The sequence below is a fragment of the Paenibacillus sp. S-38 genome (genome assembly GCF_049942825.1).
Classification (GTDB): domain Bacteria; phylum Bacillota; class Bacilli; order Paenibacillales; family NBRC-103111; genus Paenibacillus_G.
Map to the genome: position 1 here is coordinate 1,441,437 of NZ_CP187970.1, position 16,961 is coordinate 1,458,397.

Below are 16,961 nucleotides of genomic sequence, written 5' to 3' on the forward strand. Positions count from 1 at the left end.
TTCTTTTTGCCGCGCGGCAGCGGTTGCGCTGAAGGATCCGCAGGCTTCACTATGGGGATGAATCCCCTCGGGAAGAGAGGACGGACACGATGACGCCGAAGATGACGGCTGGGATGAAGATCCGGAATAGATCCAAGGCTCCCCAGCTCGAGATCGAATTCCAGCTGATGAAGAGGTTCAACAGAATAAATAGCGGGGTGAAGAGGAAAAAGCGTTTCATGCCTCAAGCTGCACCTCCCTCTATTAAGTAATATCTTCCAAATCCAACTATACCACGTACGGTGAAGCGGCACCATCCATGGGGAGTTCCCTATGGGTTTGGGGGCACGGGCGTTCTCCACAGTACAGCGGAAAGCGGTCGACGCAAGTCAGGGGGACGGAGCAGATGGCCGCGGCAGGGGATTTCTTCGGGAGGAAAAAGAAGGAAGGAAAGCAGCATGTCTGATAGACGATTAATCAGTCATTTTATGGTATAATGATCTTCAACAGGCACGAATCGACAGCAAAAGATTCACGGTGATCCGGGGAGGGGCCCTATTTGGCGAATTATTTAAAGCGCTTACTTCTATTCAGTTTTCTACTGGGCACGCTTCCCGTCCTGCTTACGGGGTGGCTCTCTTATACGGCTTCATCACGCGATATGGAAGAGAAAGTGAAGGAAGAAGGCGGCCAGGTGCTGCTTCAGACGCAGATGCGGGTGGAGCAGGTCTTGAAGACGCTCGAGCTGTCGGCGATCCAGTTCGTGAATTCGCCCGAATTCTCCGATATGGCGAACCGGACGCTTACCGAAGAGGATTACGAAGAAATCCGTACGCTGTCCAAAGGCCTGTACCAGCTGCAGACGCTGACCGGCATTAATGATGCGTATCTCATTAATTTCAAGCATGACTGGCTGGTCAATTACCGTCTGTTCCGGACCTTATCCTCCGACCCTTCCCGAGAGCGCTTTCTTTCGTATGCCGGGCACCAGGAGAGTCTCTTCTGGGTGACCCCGGGGCAGGCGGATGCCAGAAGCCAGGAGGAACGCGAGACGGCGGACGGGGAACCGATGATCCGCATGGTGCTCAAGATTCCTACCGTGCCGGCAGCCAAACCGCAGCAGATGCTGGTGATCGAGCTGCCGGAGGAGGACATCGAGACGATGCTCGGCACCGGAGAAGGGAGCGGGACCCATTATGTTCTGGACCCGGGCCGGGCTGAGGTCGTGGTGGGCCGTGTGCCCCAAGGCGCGTCCGGCCGCACGCCGCTGATTGTCCAGAAGGTGCTGGCCAGCGGGGAGGAGAAGGGCTTTTTCCGGATGGAGGATGGCAGCGGGGAAGAGCTCGGGGTATCCTTCCGCAAATCCGCTTATAACAACTGGATCTACACTTCCGTAGTGTCCATGAAAGAAATGGGAGCGGCCTCCCGCAAGATTGCGGTGATTACGGGACTCGTCTGCCTGTCGATCGCCGCTCTCGTGGCCGTGCTTGCCTTCTATGGAAGCCGGAGGATGTACACGCCGATCCGCAGGCTGTTCGATGCCACCCGGGCGATGGGCGGCGATGGGGAGACGGCGGCCGCGCTCGACGAGTTCTCTTACATCGAGAACCGGCTGAGGGACCTCTCGCTCACCGGCAGGGAGCTGCGGGACCAGCTCTCGAAGCACGCCGGACAGCTCAAGGAGCTGCATGTGCTCAAGCTGTTTACCGGGCAGGCCAGTGAGAAGGATTACCATTATCAGGCGGAGAAGTACGGGTTTCCGAGAAGCTGGAAGCACCTCACGGTGTTAACCCTCCAGATTGATTCCTTGAAGGGCACGCGGTACCGCGAAGAGGATCTGGATCTCCTTTTGTTCGCGATAAACAACATGGTCGGCGAGCTGCTGCCGGAGCCGCTGCGGTTCAGCCCCATCATTCTTGAATCCTCCCAAGTCACATTATTCGCAAGCGACCGGGAGGACCCGCAGGAGCTGAAGAACCAGGTGCACGCCGTGGCCGAAGAGATTCGGACCAAGGTGGACGAATATCTCGGGTTGAAGGTGAGCATCGGCGTGTCCCGGCCGTTCGGATGCATCGGGGAGGCGGCGGAGGCATACTCCGAATCCCTGTATGCCCTCCGGAGCCGGCTCAGTCTCGGGAGCGACATCGTGGTGCATTACGGGGATATCGGCACGGGCGGGGGACTCAGCGCTGCGGGTTCGCACCATCTCCGGCTGCTGGAGGATCAGATCGTGCATGCCCTGAAGATGAATCCCGACCGGGTTCCGGAGCTGTTCGAAGAGTATATGGGCTCGGTGGCGGACAAGGAGATCGGCTTCGGGGAATATGCCGCCGTGATGATCCAGCTGGTGGCGAAGGTCTACGGGCTCGTGCAGGAGCAGGGGGACACGGTGGAGAACATCTGCGGGCCGAGAGCGTCCATGGAGGTATTCCTGAAGCTGTATACCCTGGAGCAGCTCAAATCCTGGTTTACGAACGATCTCCTGGGACCGGTGTCGTCCCACCTGAACCGGCAGGCGGATTCGCAGCATATGGACATTGCGGGAAGGATGCTCCGCATGATCCAGGAGCATTATGATGAGGACCTGTCGCTCGATTCGTGCGCGGCGGCCCTGAATTTTCACCCGGTGTACCTCAGCCGTGTATTCAAAAAGGAGACCGGCGTCAACTTCAGCGAGTACCTGATGGAGTACCGGATGAAGGTGGCCAAGCAGCTGCTCGAGGAATCGAATATCCGCATCTCGGATATTGCGGACAAGCTCCGGTACACGAACACCTCGGCCTTCATCCGGGTGTTCCGCAAGGTCGTCGGCATGACCCCGGGCAAATACAGGGAGCAATGCAGCGGCAAGTGAGGAGGGCCAAGAGAGGCAGGCTAAGAGGGGAAGGCCAAGAAGGCAAAGAGAAGAAAGCTAGGAGAAGAAAGCTAAGAGAAGAAGGCCGGTACAGGTCGTATGGCTCCAAAGGAAGAAGGCGGCAGAGGAGGAATGCGGATGGGTTCAGTGCAACGAATGGCGGCCGGCCTTACGGCCTGCTGCACGATGCTGCTTGCCGGCTGCGCCGGTGAAGAACGGGTGAACGGAACGGAAGCGGGCAGTGCGGAGCGGTTCCCTATAACGATTGCAGCGGCCCAGGTGGGAGAGGCGCTGGCGGACGGCAATGATGTGGAAGGGGCGATCGAGGCGTATACGGGCACGCGTCTGGACATCCAGTGGATTCCCAGCGCCGCCTATGATGATAAGGTGAGTGTGATGATCGCCTCGGGCAAGCTTCCGATGATGCTGCGCCTGAAGTCGACGGCTCCATCCGTGCGCGCGATCCAGTCGGGCCTGTTCTGGGAGATCGGTCCGTATCTGAACGCCTATCCCAACCTGTCAGCGCTCAGTCCGCAGTATTATGACAACATCCGGGTGGACGGCAAGTTGTATGGTATCCCGCTGTTTCGGGATATTGCCCGTTCCGCCGTCGTATACCGGAAGGATTGGCTGGACAGGCTGGGGCTGAAGCTGCCCGTTACAGCTGCGGAGTGGTACGAGGTCTGCCGGGCCATGGCGCTGGGCGACCCGGACGGGAACGGCAGGAACGACACGTACGGACTCATTCTCGGCAAAAAATACAGCGACGGCTCTGCAGCCACCACCACGCGGATTGCGGTTTCTCTTGGGGCGCCGAACAAGTGGGGCGTGGATGAACAAGGGAAGTTCACCCCGGAGTTCATGACCGAGCCCTATATGGACGTACTCAGGCTGCTTCGCCGGCTGTACGAGGAGAAGCTCGTGAACCGCGACTTCGCGGTCCTGGATGACGATGAAGCGGAGAAGCAGTATGACACCGGCCGCGGAGGCCTGCGGGTCGGCGTGGCCCAGAACGCGAAGGGCATGCAGGACCGGCTCACAGGCTCGGGCATCAAGGGCGAGTACGATCTCGCGCCGATGACTGGCCCCTCCGGGGTCAGGGCGACGGCGGAGCCGGGCAACAACGGCTTCTATGTGTTCCCGAAGTCCTCCGTCAAGAACGAGGAGGAGCTGAAGAGGGTTCTGGGCTTCATTGACAAGATGCTCGATGAAGAGATGGCGACGCTGCAGCTGCGGGGACTCGAGGGGCGGCATTACGTCCGTACGGAAGGCGGGGCTGCGGAGTATAAGGACTTTGAGCTGTTCCAGAAGGAAGTGAAGCCTTACCGGGATACCTTCTTCAACCTCGAGGGCTACAAAGGCGTGCCGCTCAAGGACACGCCGCTCGGGGAGAAGGGCAAGCGGATTCCGAAGGAAAGCCTTGCTTCGGCGGTGCGCAACCCGGCCGCCGGCCTCGAATCCCGGACCTACACCGAGCGGGGGAGGGAGCTCGAGGAGCGCATCGGGGACGCCCAGACGAAGTTCATCATGGGCCGGATCGACGAAGCGGGCTGGCAGGCGGAGGTGCAGGCCTGGCTGAAGGCGGGCGGCGAGCAGATGATGCGGGAGTATGAGGAAGCGTATAAGAAGGCGTCTTCCGGCCGGTGATGGCCATGGGCTGACGCAGGAAAAGATTCCCTCCCAGCCCTTCCCTTTGGTAAAATGTGGGGGTGTAGTTCTAAAGGGGAGAGAGGAGAATGGGAGCTTGCTTACTTCGCTTGAGCATATGCAGATTCCCGTGCGTGAGATGGACCGGGCCATCAAGTGGTATACCGAGGAGCTGGGCTTTCGGCTGGCGAACCGCGACGGAGGAAGCACCGCCTTCCTGACCCTGCCGGAAGGTCCGGTTTTGATGCTTTGGCAGACCGATGATGAGACGACCTATGCGCATTATACGGTGAACGGTACGGATTTTCCGGTGTTGTTATACCGGACGGAGCGGATTCATGAGCTTCATGACCGTTTGAAGGAGTTGGGCACGCGGATTCAGCTGTACCGCAATGACGGCTTCGCCTGGGTGCTCAAGTTTTATGATCCGGAAGGGAATTTGGGGGGAGTGCTGCAGTTTAACCCCGATTCCGACATGGGGCAGCAGGACATTTCATAAGGATGGGAAGATGCCCGATCGCGCAGGTCGGGCTTTTTATTGTGACTGCAGTGCAGATTGGAAAAAAAGGAAAATTCCTCTTGACTCTCCCCTATAGGGGAAGGTATATAGTCGCTTCAGAGGCCTCGATCAACCAGTGAAGGAGAGGAAATAGGAAGGGATGTGCGCGCATGTTCAAAATCAGTGATTTCTCAAAGCTCAGCCGGGTATCGGTGAAAACGCTGAGGTATTACGATCAGATCGGGCTGCTGAGGCCCGCCCATACGGACGGGGATTCAGGCTACCGCTATTACACGGCCGACCAGCTGTACCGGCTGCACCGGATCCTGGCGTTCAAGGATCTCGGTTTCACGCTCGAGCAGATCGGACCGATTCTCGACGAGGTATCGTGCGAGGAAATCAACGGCATGCTGCGGCTGAAGCAGGCGGAGCTGCAGCAGAAGGTACTCGAGGAGCAGGCGCGGCTGGCCCGGATCGAAGCGCGGGTGCAGCAGATCCGCCTGGAGGAAGGGAAGGCGCCGGTCAGCGAACCGGTGTTCAAAAGCATTGACGCGGAACTGGCCGCGACCCTTCGGGTCCAGGTTCCAAGATCCCATATCGGCCAGCTTGCTGCGGAGGCGGAGCGGTATGCGCGGGAGCAGGGGGCTGCACCCGGCCCGCTGGTGGTGCAGTGGCATGACTGCGGCCTGCCGGACGGCCGGGTGGATATCGAGGTCGGCATCCTGCTGGGAAAACGCATCAGGGAGGACGGCCGCTTTCGAGTGACAGCCCTGCCGGAGATGCCGCTCGTCGCCTCGTTCCTGCACCGCTGCGACCCCTGGGGCGTATGCAGAGCCTCTTCCCAGCTGGCCCGGTGGATCGAGACGAACGGATGCCGGATCGCGGATGGGCTTCCCCAGCGGGAGCTGTTCTACCCTGAAGCGGAAGGGGAGGGCACCGGAGCGCTGCGTCATGCGGAGCTGCTGATCCCCGTAGAACGGATCATAGACTGACGAAGACGGAACCATGATGAAGGAGGAGATCGAGGATGAATACAGGCGGTTTGAAAGGCAAAGCGGCTTTGGTGACAGGTGCGAGCCGCGGGATTGGAAGAGGCATCGCAGAGCGGCTGGCCCGGGATGGGGCTGTGGTAGCCATTCATTATGGCAGCCGGAAGGAAGCCGCGGAGGAAGCGGCCGCACGCATCAAGGCAGAGGGCGGATTGGCTTTCACGGTGGGGGCCGATCTCGGGAGCCTGCAGAGCATCGACGCGATGTGGGGGCAGCTGGAGGCGAAGCTGGCCGAGCTGACGGGTGAAGCCAAGCTCGATATCTTGGTCAACAATGCCGGGATTGGCACCCGGGCGAAGATCGGCGAGACGACGGAGGCCATGTTCGACGAGCTGATGGCGGTGAATGTCAAGGCCCCGTTTTTTCTGATCCAGGGAGCTCTGCCGAGAATGAGGGATGGCGGGCGCATCATCAACATCTCCTCGGGCGTAACCCGGATTGCGTATCCGGACCTGGCGGCCTACAACATGACCAAAGGAGCGCTGAACACGCTGACGCTGACGCTCGCCAAGGAGCTCGGTCCCCGGGGCATCACGGTCAATGCGATCCTGCCGGGCATTGTTGATACCGAGATGAATGCCGCCTGGCTGCATGAGCCCCAGGCTTGGAAGTTCGCCTCGGAGATGTCCGCCCTGGGCCGTGTGGGGCAGCCGGGCGATATTGCCGATATCGCAGGCTTCCTGGCCTCGGACGACAGCCGCTGGGTGACGGTCCAGATGATCGATGCGACCGGCGGTTCGCATTTGTAAGCGCGGCGAGGCAGGGAAGCAGGAAAGGGAAGAAGCGGCGGGGAGTGGCTGACAGCGGTAATGCGGGAGCCGGGGAGTAGAACAGCCTGAAAGGGTTGCCGCCCTAGGATCGCGACCATCGGGAATCATAAGTTGGAGAGTCGAGAAATCGTCACGGCGTTAATAGACAATAAATCGTTGAAGCTTGCATCAGCCGCCCTTCTTCCGTGTGATGCGGGAAGCCCCAAGGGGGCTTTTTGCTCTTAAGATATAAGAAAGTATAAGATTTCAATGAAGTTGAAGCTTTCTTAGTGAGCTGTGTACGAATTTAGGCCGTAAGGAAGGAGCGATCTCTTTGAACCAAAGATTCGCAGGTGTGATGTTTTGTTTCATGGCCGTCTTTGTTTTCAGCGCCAAACTGGTTGCTACGGCTATCACCACTCTTAGCTATATAAGACAAACGGTTTACTTCTTCGAATATTATAAGACGGTCGGTTGGGTGCCGGATCTCATCAGTGTGATCTTGTTCCTCACCGGTTTGGCGTACCTCATCTTGTCGGAACGAAGGAAGGAACAATAAGTACGCCCTCCCATCATTCGGGGGGGTGTTTTTTTGCGCCAATATCTCCAGCCCCATTCAATGCATCTAAGGTAACAACGCGATGGCTTTTATTATTTTTTTATGAGCAGCGAAACTTGGTGATTGTGCAGTGATACGGGAAAAATAGGGAAGGTAGACTGCTTATGAACAACTCTGATTGAATGTGAACGAAAATTGATTGTTGACAACGATTACAAAAGGTATATAATCAAATTCAAGCATAGATAATCATAAATGAGCAGATATAGTCAGGTTAGAGCAGGTTAGTTTAAAATCATGTGCATTGCCGATGGAGGGTGAAAGGATTCCGTGTTCGGAGAAGAGAGAAAAACGAAGATCATGGAACGGCTCGAACGCGAGGAACGGGTCGACGTGGTCGAACTGAGCCAGAGCCTCGAAGTGTCCGAATCCACGGTCCGCCGGGATTTGCGGGAGCTCGAAGAGGCCGGGCTGCTCAAGCGCACACATGGCGGCGCGGTGTCGAACAAGATCGCCGTGAAGAACGGGGTGAACCTCGAGCCGAGCTTCCGCGAGAAGGAAGTGCAGTACCAGCGCGAGAAGCAGGCCATCGCCCGCAAGGCGGTAGAGTGGATTCGCGAGGGAGACACGGTGCTGCTGGATTCGGGGACGACGACATTCTATATTTTGCAGGAATTGAAAGCGTTTCAACAGCTGACGGTCGTCACCAATGCCGTCATTTCTCCCCAGCATCTGGACCACCACCCGGGGATCGAGCTGATCTTCCTGGGCGGAACGTTCCGGGCCCAGACGCAGTCCATGGTCGGGATGTTCACCGAGCAGAGCCTCGGCCTGATCCGGGTGGATAAGTGCTTCATCGCCACCAACGGAGTGGATCCCGTGCAGGGATTGACGACGCCGACGATGGCCGAAGCGGCGATCAAGCGCAGGATGATCTCCTGCGCACAGGAAGTGGTGCTCGTAACGGATTCGTCGAAGTTCGGACGGACGCATTTTGCCAAGTTCGGGGAGCTCGAGCAGGTCCACACGTGCATCACGGACGGGGGCATCCCCGAGAATGATATCAAAAGCCTTCGCAGCCGCGGCATCACGGTAGTGACGGTAGATACGGATAGGAATGATTAGACCATGACCAAATCGGAAGTACTGACGGTAACGTTGAACCCGTCGATTGACAAGACGATTGTGCTGCCCGAGCTGCGGGTCGGTTCGCTGAACCGGACGTCGGAAGTGCGGCTCGATCCCGGGGGCAAAGGGATTAACGTAGCCCGTCTGCTGCACGAGTTCGGCGTTGGAGTTACGGCGGCCGGCTGGAGCGGAGGCGCCGAAGGCGAGGCGTTGATGGGATACCTGAAGCGGGACGGCATTGCGGCAAGCTTCACGCCTGTGCAGGGCCGGACGCGGACGAACCTAAAGATCGTCGACTCGTCGAAGGAGTTGACGACGGAGATTAACGAAGCGGGAGCGGAAGTGACGGAGGCGGAGCTGGCTGCTTTCATCTGGGATTTTACCGCGCAGCTGCAGGATGTCTCGTACCTGATTCTGGGCGGAAGCATCCCGCCGGGCGTGCCCGACACGATCTATGCCCGGCTTGCCGGCATTGCCCGGGAGCACGGAGTGAAGACGGTGCTGGATGCGGATGGCGAAGCGCTTCGGGAAGGGCTGCAAGCGGTTCCGTTCGCGGTCAAGCCGAACATTCACGAGCTGGAGCGGCTGCTCGGCCGGACGCTGGGTTCGGATGAGGAGATCGTCGGAGCGGCGAGGGAGCTGCTTGGGCAGGGCGTGTCGATCGTTATCGTATCGATGGGCGAAGCGGGCTCCATGGCTGTCAGCGGGGAGGAAGCGTACCGGGTGAAGCCTTTTGAGATCACCGTCAAAAGCACGGTGGGCGCCGGGGATTCCATGGTCGCCTGCCTGGTACACTGCCTGCTGCAGGACAAGGGACTGCGCGATATAGCGGCTTGGACGGCTGCGGCCGGCACCTTGACCGCTTCCAAGGAAGGCACCCAGCTGTGCACGCTCGCCGAAGTGCAGGAGCATGTTCACCGGGTCGAGGTACATTCAATCGGAGTGCATCCACTGTAAGGCTACATTGGAACTGGAGGAATTCACCATGGAGAAAAAGATATTGGCCGTTACGGCGTGTCCTACGGGAATCGCACATACGTATATGTCGGCGGAAGCATTGGAGCAGGCGGCAGGGACCCGCGGCATTCCGCTCAAGGTGGAAAAGCGCGGAGCGATGGGGGTCGAGGACGGCCTCACGGATGAGGAGATCCGCGAGGCGCATGCGGTCATCATTGCGGCCGACACGGACGTGCAGGAAGCCCGCTTCGCCGGTAAGAACATCGTGAAGGTGGCGGTCGCCGAAGCGATCAAGAACCCGAACGGGCTGCTCGATCAGGCGCTGGCGAAGGAAGCCAAGCAGGTGTCCGCAGGGGATGCCATCGCGCAGGTGGAGCAGGCGAAGGAAGAGCGGAGTAAGCAGCGCTCGGGTCTGTATAAGCACCTGATGACCGGCGTATCGAACATGCTGCCGCTCGTGGTAGCCGGCGGTCTGATCATCGCGCTGTCGTTCGTCTTCGGCATCGAGGCCTTCAAGCAGGAAGGCACTCTGGCAGCCGCCCTCATGAATATCGGTGGTGGAGCGGCCTTCGCCCTCATGGTTCCGATTCTCTCGGGCTTCATCGCATTCTCGATCGCCGACCGGGTCGGCCTGGCGCCGGGTCTTGTCGGCGGCATGCTCGCTTCCCAGCTTGGCGCGGGCTTTCTTGGCGGCATCATCTCCGGCTTCCTGGCCGGCTATATCGCGCAGGGTTTGAAGCAGTACCTCAAGCTGCCGAAGAACTTCGAAGGCCTGAAGCCGATCCTGCTCATCCCATTGCTCTCCACGCTGACCGTCGGCCTGCTCATGGTCTACGTCATCGGCAGCCCGCTGAAGGCGGTCATGGACGGCCTGACGGCTTGGCTGACGGGCATGGGCTCGACCAATGCGATTCTGCTCGGCCTCATCCTCGGCGCCATGATGGCGTTCGATATGGGCGGGCCGGTGAACAAATCCGCGTACACCTTCGCAATCGGGCTGCTCGGCAGCTCCGTATATGCGCCGATGGCTGCGGTAATGGCCGCAGGCATGACGGCTCCGCTGGGGCTGTGGCTCGCAACGATGCTGGCACCGAAGAAGTACACGAAGGAAGAGCGCGAAGCGGGCAAGGCGGCTTCCATCCTCGGGATCTCGTTCATCACGGAAGGGGCTATCCCGTTCGCCGCGGCCGATCCGCTGCGCGTCATTCCGAGCATCGTGGCCGGCTCGGCGGTTACCGGGGCTCTGTCGATGGCGTTTCATGTGACGCTGAAGGCGCCGCACGGCGGGATTTTCGTGATGGCGATCCCGCACGCGGTCGAGCATGTATTGCTCTATGCTATCGCGATAGCGGCAGGCATGGTGGTAACGGCCATTACAGTGAATCTGCTTAAATCCAACAAAACCACAGCCTAAGGGCTGCGTAAGGAGAGAATAGAGATGAACATTGCAAGCATTCTGCGTACCGAAACGATTGAACTGAACATGACGGCAGCGACGAAGGAAGAAGCGATTGCCAAGATGGCCGCCCTGGTCGGAAACGCCGGCTTCCTCAGCGACCAGGACCAGTATGTGAAGGACGTGCTCCTCCGTGAGAGCAGCTCGTCGACAGGCATCGGCTTCGGCGTAGCGATCCCACACGGCAAGTCGTCCGGCGTGAAGTCGGCGGCCCTGGCCTTCGCGAAGTTCGCGGAGCCGGTCGAGTGGGAGTCGATGGACGGCCAGCCGGTGACGATGGCTTTCCTGATCGGCGTACCGGTCGAGCAGGCGGGGCAGGAGCACCTCAAGATTCTGACTACGCTGGCGCGCAAGCTCATCCATGAGTCGTTCCGCCAAACGCTGGCGGATGCCGCTTCGGCGGAAGATGTGCTGAAGGCGCTGGATTTTTAATCAAAGAAGCTGCGACGCTTCAACATAGGTTGGTTGTACGGTAAAAGGGACTGCAGCGGAGGCTGCGGTTCTTTTTTATTGCTGTTTGTGCTGTGTCTCAGGTGGACTCCTGAATACTCTCTCACACAAAAGGATGCTTGTATCGGTAATATACAGAAGCGGAGGTCTATGGCGCTCCGATCCTGGCGGTCCCGGGCTGTCTTCGGGTCTTAGACAACCGGTATGCGATACAAAACATCATATAAATGTCTAAGTCCTTGTCTCCCCCGGGTTATCTGATGTTTTGTATCGTTTGTTCCGCATTGCCTGGTTTTTTTGGCTCACTTTTCAGTGTATATGATGTTTTTCATCGGATAACCCCCGTAACTATGCTGCTTTTGAAATGATCTGATGCAAAACATCACAAACACTACTTCAGCTCGTCCGAATCCAATCGGATCATGGATACCGTATCGCCGTCGAGCCAAAATTCAAGGGTGGAGTGGTTCAATTTATCGATATATCCGATGATTTCGGCGCCCTGTTCAGAACGGCGATAGTAATGGTCGCCATAAACGGCCAGGGCCTTGGCAGCAGGATCTCCTATTCCAATGCCCTTGGAGGTCTGAAGCGCCGCCTTCGAACCGGAAGGAAGGATAATGCGTACGACACGGGGCGTACCGGGTTCAGCAGCAACCGTCGTGCCGTCAGCATACCGGTAATAATCCAGGACGCTGTTGTTAGTATCAGGCACCGGCGGCGGATCTATGGCATCGATACGCTGGCCGAGCTGGAAGCCGCCGAGCGTTTCTTCCGTCAGGGAAGTACTGGCGGTGAGCACATAATGGGCTTCGCGCGGTCCCAGCAGGAGATAGAGCCGGCTGGCCCCATACAGTACAATGACCAGAAAAAGCGCCGCGAAGAGAGTAAAGGAGCGTTTGCTGCATTTAAACCTAACCGTCATTTTCTCAACGCTCCTGTCTAATAGCATGATAAGTAACGGACGCCGCGATTTGCTCCAAGGTTGCAGTTCAGCCTATTCAAAGCCAGGGCCCTGTCATTTCGGCCGCATGGGGAACCCTGCGCATAACAAAGGGACGCTCCGTTGGGGAGCGCCCCTATTCCCTTATTCTTTTTGATAGCGACCTTTGTGCGAAGCACAATGTAGCGCAAAAAGGAGTTACGTGTTCCCCTGCCAGCGAGGATCTATCTTTTTGATAGCGACCTTTGTGCGAAGCACAACGGAGCGCAAAAAGATAGACCCGAGCGTCCGAGCGCAAAAAGATAGACCCGAGCGCCAAGCGCCCCTACTTAATAAAAGCAGCAATCCCCAGCTGCAGATCACGGATCCCCTCGGTGACGAGCCGGGCGATCTCAACGGCACCGGCTTCCTGGAAGTGCGTGTTGTCCTGCACGTCGTTCGGGAAGTTCGGGTACACTCCCGGCTCGAGCCACAGGAAGAGAGCCTTGGTTTCCTCAATGCCTACCGTGTTGTAAAAAGCGATGCTGCGTGAGTTGAGGTCCAGCAGCTGCACGTTCTGCTCTTCAGCTACCTGCTTCATGGCAGCGTAGTAGTCCGGGAAGTCGTTCTTAAACAGGCCGTTCGCATCCCAGCTGCGGCGGCCAACCGGCGTCACGAGAACCGGAGTCGCTCCCCGCTGCTTGGCGCCGTCCAGGTACATCTTGAGGTACTCCTTGTAGGTCGTGTAAGGTGCGGCGTAGCGTTCCGGATTGGAGGACGCGTCATTGTGGCCGAACTGGACGAACAGGTAGTCACCGGGCCGGATCTCGTTCAGAATCGTATCGAGGCGGCCGTCGTTCACGAAGCTGCGGGAGCTGCGGCCGCCGATCGCTTTGTTGGCGAAGATGACGTCGTCCGTGAAGTATTCACCGATCTTCTGGCCCCATCCGGCCTGCGGATAGTAGCGGGAGCTGTACGTTTGAACGGTCGAATCGCCGGCCAGGTAAGCCGTCGGCTTGTCCCCCTTCACGCGGTTGGGCCGCTTCTTGACGACAAGGGAGTTCAGGCGCGGCACGGCGCCGAGCACTTCGATGCTGAGCTGGCCGTCAATCACGGCGACGTTGAAGTTCGCCGTGCTGAATTCGCCAGCGGCGGCCGCCAGCGCCCGGGCTCTATAGATTCCCTCGGCCTTGATGTCCACGAGGTTGGCTTCCGTCTGGTCGCCGGAAATCAGGCTGACCTCGTAGTCCCCGTTCGGCAGATCAAGCAGGAACGCGGCTCCATCCGCTCCGAGGTAGTCGCCGCGGAGGGCATCCGGTGCGCCGCGGTCCGCCCCGTAGGTCACCTTGGTGACATCGGAGAAGCCGTAGCCCACCGCACCACTGTAGGCGCTTGTCTGTCTGACCGGCGTGTAGCCCTGCTCCACGGCACCCGGTCCGAAATCGAACTTGTACACGCGGGAAATCTCGATCGCATTGATCCGCCGCTCCGTTCCGCCGAACTCGAGATCGAGCCTGCGGTCGGTGACCGGAACGGTAAGCGTCTTCTGGTCGTACTGGCCGGCCGGGGCAGTGAAGTCGGCCTTGACGGTACCTTCGGCAGTCACGGAAGTGGATGAAGCCTCGGCGCTGTCGCCCGAGAGGATCGTCACCTGGTACTCGCCGTTCGGCACGTCGGCACGCAGCGGGCTCTTCGGCGCGCAGAAGTCGCCGCGGAGCGCATCCGGTGTGCCCCGGTCAGCGCCGGTGACGAGCTTCGGGTTCAGGAAGCCGAAGCCGGACGAGGACTTGTAGAGTGTGGAGGGCTGGAGCCGGGTATAGCCCGGAGCGGCTGTCCCTGGTCCGCAGTCGAGCAGCAGCAGGCTTCTTTTGGCTGCTGTGCCTGCAGCATCGGCGGAATCGGCCGCCTGGACGGACGGGAGTCCGGCCGGCAGGCTGCCGGCACCGAGCGCGGCGCTGAGCAGGACGGCGGAGACGGTCTTGAAGATGTTTTGACTCATGAACTTGTACATGGAGGGGCACCTCTTTCTTCTATGGATTAGGCAAGGGTTAGAGCATGGCCCGAAGGGCCGGCTTGGTTCGGTACGGTTCATTGGGGCGGATATCAACAGGCTCCTTTGCTTGAATAGAGTAAAAAGATGAAGGCAGCTTGTTCTCATGATGTAAGCGCATGCAAGAGGATGGTGAGCATTCCCTCCTTTTCGGTAATCTGTGGCTAGGGTTGTCCCATGGAATCTACTGTAATGGAAATCCGCTTCGAGGTAAGTACAAAAATCAGTGTTTTTTCTCCAAAATTCAGGGAATATGTGGATTAGATAGTGTGAAATTGTAAGTGGACTAAAGTCAACCGCTAGGAATCGAGAGGGGCGGGGTCGATTTGACGGCATGGGAGCCTTGGGATAGAGTAGGGGGGAATACGGGAGAATGAACGAGGTGAGAGGAATGGACTCGGAGCGGATCCGATCCGTGATCATACAACAGAAAGACCATTTTAACCGGGGCTTAACCCGTTCTCTTGCCGTCCGGCAGGCCCATCTGGACGCGCTTCGCGGGGCGGTGAAGAGATATGAGGCCGACATCATCGCCGCTCTGAGGGCGGACCTCGGCAAGTCGGAGCTCGAGGCTTATTCGACGGAGATCGGCTTCCTGCTCGAAGAGATCCGTTTCGTAAGCAAGCGTATGAAGGGCTGGGCAAAGCCAAGGAAGGTAAAGACCGCTCTGACGCACGTCGGCTCCCGCGGCGTCATCGTTCCCGAGCCTTACGGCACGGCTCTTATCATCGCGCCCTGGAACTATCCGTTCCAGCTGGCGCTCTCGCCGCTCGTCGGTGCGATAGCCGCAGGCAATACGGCCGTGCTGAAGCCCTCCGAGCTGACGCCTGCCGTCTCGTCGCTGCTCGCCCGCCTCGTCGCGGATACCTTCGCTCCCGAGGTGGTCGCGGTCATCGAAGGCGGCGTCGAGGAGACGACGGAGCTGCTGCGGCAGCCCTTCGATTACATCTTCTTCACCGGCAGCGTTCCGGTCGGCAGGATCGTCATGGAGGCGGCTGCGAAGCGGCTGATTCCCGTGACGCTGGAGCTCGGGGGCAAAAGCCCATGCATCGTCCACCGCGATGCGAAGCTGGAGCTGGCCGCCAAACGGGTGGCTTTCGGCAAATTCGCCAACAGCGGCCAGACCTGCATCGCACCGGACTATCTGCTCGTCCATGAGGAGGTCAAGGACGAATTCCTCCGTCACCTGCGGGGGGCCGTGGAGGAGTTCTACGGCAGAGAGCCGCTGCGAAGTCCCGATTACGGCCGGATCGTATCCCGCCGGCATTATGACCGGCTGGTGCGCTTCCTCGGCGACGGGCGGGCGGTCTTTGGCGGACAGTCGGACGACGAGGCGCTGCGCATCGCTCCGACGGTGCTGGACGGCGTCAGCCCGGAAGCGCCGGTGATGCAGGAGGAGATTTTCGGCCCGATCCTGCCGGTGCTGACTTACCGCGAGATCGGGGAGACGATTGCGGCGGTGAACGCGAGGCCGAAGCCGCTGGCCCTGTACCTTTTTACGGAGGATGCCGGCGTGCAGCGCGAGGTGGTGGAGAAGGTTCCGTTCGGCGGAGGTTGCATCAACGATACGCTGATGCACATCGCGACGCCTCATCTGCCCTTCGGCGGTGTGGGGGAGAGCGGGATGGGCAGCTATCACGGCGAGAGCAGCTTCAAGGCGTTCTCCCATTTCAAAAGCGTGCTGAAGCAGACGACTCTATTCGATATCGCCTTCCGGTACCCTTCGGCCAAGAGCGGCTTGAAGCTTATGCGAAGATTCATGAAATAAGCCTCTTCAAGATAGCGCACACTTGCCCTATCAAGCGAAAAGTCTGCCCGGCCTAAGCGGCTTGGCAGACTTTTTTTGAAAGAACAGAAAGGATACCCGGCATTCGCTCGGTGCCGGTGAACACGATCCCTACACTTTGACGCCGCTCTGCCGCGCCAGGATGATCGCATTGAGCCAGGTCAGCTCCGTCAGGGTAAGCTGCTTGCTGTATGCCTTCCGGGCCCAGGCCGGGTCGGTGATGACCCCTTGGTCAAGCAGTCCCTGCAGGGCATCCCCCAGCTGCTTCCACTGCCAATCGTGCTGCAGTCTCATCGGTATCCATCCCCCTTCCTCCGCTGCCTGCAGATCCCACTCCTGCAGCTTGTATTTGTCGATAATCGAAATAAGCTTGTTCGCATAGTCCGGGTCCGTAGCGTACCCTGCGCTCTGCAGTGCTCTCGCCGTTCCCTTATAATCGAGTGCCCGCGAACGGGTGAATACGCCGGCCCTGGTATAGATGGGGTTCTCGAGCAGAAATTCGCTGTGATCCCGGATGCTCTCCGCCCAGGTGCCGTAGACGCGGAAGCTGTCGACGATCTGTCTCCATTCCCCGTCAATATACTCGCTGGTCGTCTGGTTGGCGCTGTTCGCGGAGCCCTTGGCCTTGATCCCGAACAAGTTGTTGCCTTCCGCGTAGGCGCCGTAGCCGCTCTCCAGTGCAGCTTGGGCCAATGTGACCGAGGCCAAGATGCCATGCTCGATCTGTTCGGCCGCCGCGGCCGGACCAAGCAGGTCGAAGAACTCCTGAGGCTTCATTCTCATCACCCCCTGTGATGTGCAGTTCTGCAGCCTTACGCTATCAGGATATGCAGGGACCGTCCCATGGGAACCAATGCGAATGCACCGGACAGGCAG

Annotated in this window: 15 protein-coding genes; 11 read left to right on the forward strand and 4 right to left on the reverse strand. The window is 59.1% G+C overall.

All coding sequences use genetic code 11. The features are described from left to right. Window positions 1-49: 49 nt before the first annotated feature. The gene (locus ACP26L_RS06825) at window positions 50-220 is read right to left on the reverse strand and encodes a hypothetical protein (RefSeq protein ID WP_426451814.1); all 171 of its coding nucleotides are present in this window, start codon (window positions 218-220) and stop codon (window positions 50-52) included. A 318-nt stretch (window positions 221-538) separates the two neighbouring features. On the opposite strand from ACP26L_RS06825, the gene ACP26L_RS06830 reads away from it, so the two are divergent. The 10 genes from ACP26L_RS06830 (at window position 539) to ACP26L_RS06875 (ending at window position 11,309) form a co-directional block, all read left to right on the forward strand. Then, entirely contained in the window at window positions 539-2,833 is a 2,295-nt protein-coding gene (locus ACP26L_RS06830) for a helix-turn-helix domain-containing protein (RefSeq protein WP_426451815.1), read from the forward strand. Between the two features lie 138 nt (window positions 2,834-2,971). Further along, a complete protein-coding gene (locus tag ACP26L_RS06835) occupies window positions 2,972-4,480 on the forward strand; it encodes an extracellular solute-binding protein (RefSeq protein WP_426451816.1) in 1,509 nt (502 codons plus the stop codon). A gap of 97 nt (window positions 4,481-4,577) precedes the next feature. Beyond that, window positions 4,578-4,979 (forward strand): VOC family protein, encoded by a 402-nt coding sequence (locus tag ACP26L_RS06840; protein WP_426451817.1) that lies wholly within the window; start codon window positions 4,578-4,580, stop codon window positions 4,977-4,979. 170 nt (window positions 4,980-5,149) lie between these two features. Next, on the forward strand, window positions 5,150-5,971 hold the full coding sequence (locus ACP26L_RS06845) for a MerR family transcriptional regulator (RefSeq protein WP_426451818.1): 822 nt from the start codon (window positions 5,150-5,152) through the stop codon (window positions 5,969-5,971). 35 nt (window positions 5,972-6,006) lie between these two features. After that, entirely contained in the window at window positions 6,007-6,777 is a 771-nt protein-coding gene (locus ACP26L_RS06850) for an SDR family oxidoreductase (RefSeq protein WP_426451819.1), read from the forward strand. Window positions 6,778-7,111: 334 nt separating this feature from the next. Then, a complete protein-coding gene (locus tag ACP26L_RS06855; protein WP_426451820.1) occupies window positions 7,112-7,336 on the forward strand; it encodes a hypothetical protein in 225 nt (74 codons plus the stop codon). 330 nt (window positions 7,337-7,666) lie between these two features. Further along, entirely contained in the window at window positions 7,667-8,461 is a 795-nt protein-coding gene (locus ACP26L_RS06860) for a DeoR/GlpR family DNA-binding transcription regulator (RefSeq protein WP_426451821.1), read from the forward strand. Between the two features lie 3 nt (window positions 8,462-8,464). Further along, window positions 8,465-9,421: a 1-phosphofructokinase gene (pfkB, locus tag ACP26L_RS06865; RefSeq protein ID WP_426451822.1), complete on the forward strand. Its 957-nt coding sequence runs from the start codon at window positions 8,465-8,467 to the stop codon at window positions 9,419-9,421. 28 nt (window positions 9,422-9,449) lie between these two features. Then, window positions 9,450-10,835, forward strand: coding sequence for a PTS fructose transporter subunit IIC (locus ACP26L_RS06870; protein ID WP_426451823.1), 1,386 nt, complete (start codon window positions 9,450-9,452; stop codon window positions 10,833-10,835). 24 nt (window positions 10,836-10,859) lie between these two features. Beyond that, window positions 10,860-11,309 carry a PTS sugar transporter subunit IIA gene (locus ACP26L_RS06875; protein ID WP_426451824.1) on the forward strand — a complete coding sequence of 150 codons (450 nt, stop codon included), beginning with the start codon at window positions 10,860-10,862 and terminating at the stop codon, window positions 11,307-11,309. A 409-nt stretch (window positions 11,310-11,718) separates the two neighbouring features. On the opposite strand, the gene ACP26L_RS06880 is transcribed toward ACP26L_RS06875, so the two are convergent. Next, window positions 11,719-12,252 carry a hypothetical protein gene (locus ACP26L_RS06880; RefSeq protein ID WP_426451825.1) on the reverse strand — a complete coding sequence of 178 codons (534 nt, stop codon included), beginning with the start codon at window positions 12,250-12,252 and terminating at the stop codon, window positions 11,719-11,721. Between the two features lie 343 nt (window positions 12,253-12,595). Continuing rightward, window positions 12,596-14,248 carry a rhamnogalacturonan acetylesterase gene (locus tag ACP26L_RS06885; RefSeq protein WP_426451826.1) on the reverse strand — a complete coding sequence of 551 codons (1,653 nt, stop codon included), beginning with the start codon at window positions 14,246-14,248 and terminating at the stop codon, window positions 12,596-12,598. 442 nt (window positions 14,249-14,690) lie between these two features. Here ACP26L_RS06885 and ACP26L_RS06890 point away from each other — a divergent pair, with 442 nt between their 5' ends. Then, window positions 14,691-16,067: an aldehyde dehydrogenase gene (locus tag ACP26L_RS06890; protein ID WP_426454839.1), complete on the forward strand. Its 1,377-nt coding sequence runs from the start codon at window positions 14,691-14,693 to the stop codon at window positions 16,065-16,067. Window positions 16,068-16,196: 129 nt separating this feature from the next. Here ACP26L_RS06890 and ACP26L_RS06895 read toward each other — a convergent pair whose 3' ends face one another. Then, on the reverse strand, window positions 16,197-16,862 hold the full coding sequence (locus ACP26L_RS06895; protein ID WP_426451827.1) for a glycoside hydrolase family 73 protein: 666 nt from the start codon (window positions 16,860-16,862) through the stop codon (window positions 16,197-16,199). Between the last annotated feature and the right edge of the window lie 99 nt (window positions 16,863-16,961).

Coding starts and splice junctions, on each gene's coding strand:
- ACP26L_RS06825 (WP_426451814.1), bottom strand. CDS start 220: ATGAAACGCTTTTTCCTCTTCACCCCGCTATTTATTCTGTTGAACCTC.
- ACP26L_RS06835 (WP_426451816.1), top strand. CDS start 2,972: ATGGGTTCAGTGCAACGAATGGCGGCCGGCCTTACGGCCTGCTGCACG.
- ACP26L_RS06845 (WP_426451818.1), top strand. CDS start 5,150: ATGTTCAAAATCAGTGATTTCTCAAAGCTCAGCCGGGTATCGGTGAAA.
- ACP26L_RS06850 (WP_426451819.1), top strand. CDS start 6,007: ATGAATACAGGCGGTTTGAAAGGCAAAGCGGCTTTGGTGACAGGTGCG.
- pfkB (WP_426451822.1), top strand. CDS start 8,465: ATGACCAAATCGGAAGTACTGACGGTAACGTTGAACCCGTCGATTGAC.
- ACP26L_RS06870 (WP_426451823.1), top strand. CDS start 9,450: ATGGAGAAAAAGATATTGGCCGTTACGGCGTGTCCTACGGGAATCGCA.
- ACP26L_RS06875 (WP_426451824.1), top strand. CDS start 10,860: ATGAACATTGCAAGCATTCTGCGTACCGAAACGATTGAACTGAACATG.
- ACP26L_RS06880 (WP_426451825.1), bottom strand. CDS start 12,252: ATGACGGTTAGGTTTAAATGCAGCAAACGCTCCTTTACTCTCTTCGCG.
- ACP26L_RS06885 (WP_426451826.1), bottom strand. CDS start 14,248: ATGAGTCAAAACATCTTCAAGACCGTCTCCGCCGTCCTGCTCAGCGCC.
- ACP26L_RS06890 (WP_426454839.1), top strand. CDS start 14,691: ATGGACTCGGAGCGGATCCGATCCGTGATCATACAACAGAAAGACCAT.
- ACP26L_RS06895 (WP_426451827.1), bottom strand. CDS start 16,862: ATGAAGCCTCAGGAGTTCTTCGACCTGCTTGGTCCGGCCGCGGCGGCC.